This is a genomic window from methanotrophic endosymbiont of Bathymodiolus puteoserpentis (Logatchev) (assembly GCF_900128525.1).
Lineage (GTDB): Bacteria > Pseudomonadota > Gammaproteobacteria > Methylococcales > Methylomonadaceae > Methyloprofundus.
Genome location: NZ_FQTQ01000106.1, coordinates 1 through 2,991, shown reverse-complemented (window position 1 = coordinate 2,991; position 2,991 = coordinate 1). Strand labels below are relative to the sequence as shown.

Genomic DNA, 2,991 nt, shown 5'->3' with positions numbered 1-2,991 from the left:
GGTTTTGACAACACACTTTTAACATGTCTCGTAACTGTTCATTCTTTGTTACCTCACTTTTTCTTTTTTCACGTTGATTTTTTATATCACAAAACTGGGTGGGCTTTTTGACTAATTCAAAGGCAACAGGCAAGCTTATTTCCTTTGAATAATACACGCAATTCAGCAAGTTAATCCCTTTCACTGAGCGATTAACACAATGATCATAATGCCAACAAATAAGGTCGTTCTCCTTGCTATGTGGCTTTTCTTGGATCGTGTCATCAAATATTAAAACACCCTCATCCGTTTCAATTTCTCTCACTGTTTTTTTAATCACCTTCCAAAGTTCTTTTGAGGTGAAATCCTGTTGAGAAAGAAACCGCGTTATTTGGTCATGACTAATCTCATTATCAACTAAGTCTGACAAGCCTGTTGCTGTTGTATAGCTAAAGGATGTGATTAGGTAATCGGTGTATAAATCAAAAATATCAGGTGTTTTCATATCCTAGTATTTTAATATAAATGTTATGGAGTGCGTAACATCAGTTAATAAGTGAACAGATATATTTGATTAGCATTGGAAGCAATAAAATGATTGCTTCCAATGCCTGGGTACGATATTTTTATAAGCTGCCTAACGTTATTTTTGTACTCTATCAGCTAGAAACATACTGTAAAATTACAAAACAAACAATCCCTTGCTTCAAATGCTTAACATCATTAGCAAAACTTGTTTATCTCCTAATCATAGAGAGTTTTTACATCAGCGAAAATAGCATCCAATACATCTGATGTTTTAATAAATCAGGCTCCCTAACATTGTATATTTAACTCTTATTTACTTAAACTCAACTGAATTAATAATGCTATAAATATTTTTCAATATCATGAACTTTAAGTCCCCAAGCCATAAGGTGTTCGATGCGTTGGTTCGCTTTATTTAAGCGACTGATGGAAATTTCAAATAAGTACTTATAAAAAAGATAACCTAGTGCGGGATAGGTATCTAAAAACTTATTCAAGCTCATACCATTCACTTCAAATGCATACCCATCCGTTACTGCAATCACTGTTGTCATACGTGGGCTAGGTTTATGTAGGCATGTCTCACCAAAAATACTCCCTTTCTCTAAGTCACATATTCCCGTCTGCATATTTTTTTTATCGTCTAACTCTACATGACCTGTAACCCGCAGCATACCTTCCTCAATAAGAAAAAGTGTTTCACCTAATTCGCCTTGCTTAACTATTTCTTCATTCGCTTTAAAATTGCGCTGTTTCCAAGCCACGCCTTCTTCAAATTGGGGGTTTTCTAAAATTTCGTGCAATATACTTTTCAAAATAACACCTACTGATGCGTAATACTAACTATGGATTTGGGGAATAAACGTCTAATATCTATTGTAACTGTAATTTAGCAAATTGGTCGCCATGTACTCAAGGCTTTATCTTTAGTAAAACCTATTAAACCAGCTGCAATTATTGAACTGTAGGCTCGGGGAGCAGTAGATTTTCTTATTAAACCCAGAGCCGCCTAATAAATAAGGGATTCATCCTACATGATCAATATGGTAATGAGTAATTACTTACCTTGCTCCTCTGCCCCATAAAATAACTTCTACTGTTCCCAAGATAATTGAAATATCTAAAAATAGACTGGAATTCTTGACATAATATAAGTCATATTTTAATTTATTAATCGTATCTTGCTCATTTGCTCCATAAGGATAACAAAGCTGCGCCCAGCCGGTAATGCCAGGTTTAATACGGTGCCGTTCAGCATAAAAGGGGATTCTCTCCTCAAAACCTGAAACAAATTCAGGCCGCTCAGGCCGAGGCCCGACGAAACTCATCTCACCTTTTAAGACATTAAATATTTGCGGCAATTCATCAATACGACATTTCCTAATAAAGCGCCCTACTCGCGTAATCCGGTCATCATTTTTCTGGGCCCATTGCGCGCCATTTTTCTCTGCATCGGTACGCATGCTGCGAAATTTCATGACACCAAAGAGCTTACCTTGCTCTCCAACTCGAATTTGCCTATAAAAAATAGGCGCGTTAACCCCACTTTCCACCATAATTGCTAATGCAGTTAGCAACATAAAAGGCCACGTAACCATCAATAAACCGAGGCTCGCCACAATATCCACGGTACGTTTTATTGCAGTTCTAAACCCACTAAAATCAAATCCATCAGAAAATAAAAACCAACTCAGTGTTAATCCATCAAGATAAATTAAGCCTTGTTCACGCTCATAAAAGCTTAATAAGTCCATAACCTGTACGCCTAATGCCTTACAGTCTAATAAATCTTTCAGCGGCATCGCTTTTCGCCGATCATCTATAGCAATAACAATTTCATCAATTTGATAGTCAGTTACTATCTGAACCAGTGTTTGCTTATTTGTCATTAATAATTTTTCATCCACGACACTCTTCTCTTCACCTATATCAACAAAACCAACAATGCTAAAACCTTTATGCACGTACTGACTATTAACCTTATTTAATTGCTGAGCCTTCTCTCCCGCTCCTAACACCAAGACATGACGTTGTATCTTATCGAGGCTCACATAACGATAAAACAAATAACGACTACACATCATTCCGAAAAAGGCAAAAATCAACGCATAAACAAATACACTACGTGCTACAAAATATTTAGGGAATAAATAATAAACACTAATGGTAATGATTCCACCAATTAGAAAACTAATACAGACTCGTAGGACTAAATTATAATCTTCCCAATCAAGACTCCTACGGTATAACCCTAGCCCGACACAGGATAAAGTTAAGGTGAGTGAAAAAACAATACTCGCTTCAATAATATCCGTATCAGAATACCAAGAGGAAACCGTCAAAAACCGGATATCACTGCCCAAATACATTGCGAGAAAAAAGATAAGCCACTCGCCAATCATCAAGCCGTAACTTCTCATTATCCACAGGCAAATATTAAAAAATTGCTTTACAATATATTCTATGAACTCGCCTAAACCGAAA

At 36.3% G+C, this 2,991-nt stretch carries 3 protein-coding genes; all 3 read right to left on the bottom strand.

Annotation, left to right across the window (positions count from 1 at the left end):
• The coding region (locus BQ7314_RS08645; protein ID WP_174483306.1) for a transposase at nucleotides 1-484 on the bottom strand (484 nt) is incomplete at its 3' end.
• A gap of 364 nt (nucleotides 485-848) precedes the next feature.
• The gene (locus tag BQ7314_RS08640; RefSeq protein ID WP_174483305.1) at nucleotides 849-1,322 is read right to left on the bottom strand and encodes a cyclic nucleotide-binding domain-containing protein; all 474 of its coding nucleotides are present in this window, start codon (nucleotides 1,320-1,322) and stop codon (nucleotides 849-851) included.
• A gap of 246 nt (nucleotides 1,323-1,568) precedes the next feature.
• On the bottom strand, nucleotides 1,569-2,991 hold a 1,423-nt coding region (locus BQ7314_RS08635; RefSeq protein WP_342590402.1), incomplete at its 5' end, for a TIGR03013 family XrtA/PEP-CTERM system glycosyltransferase.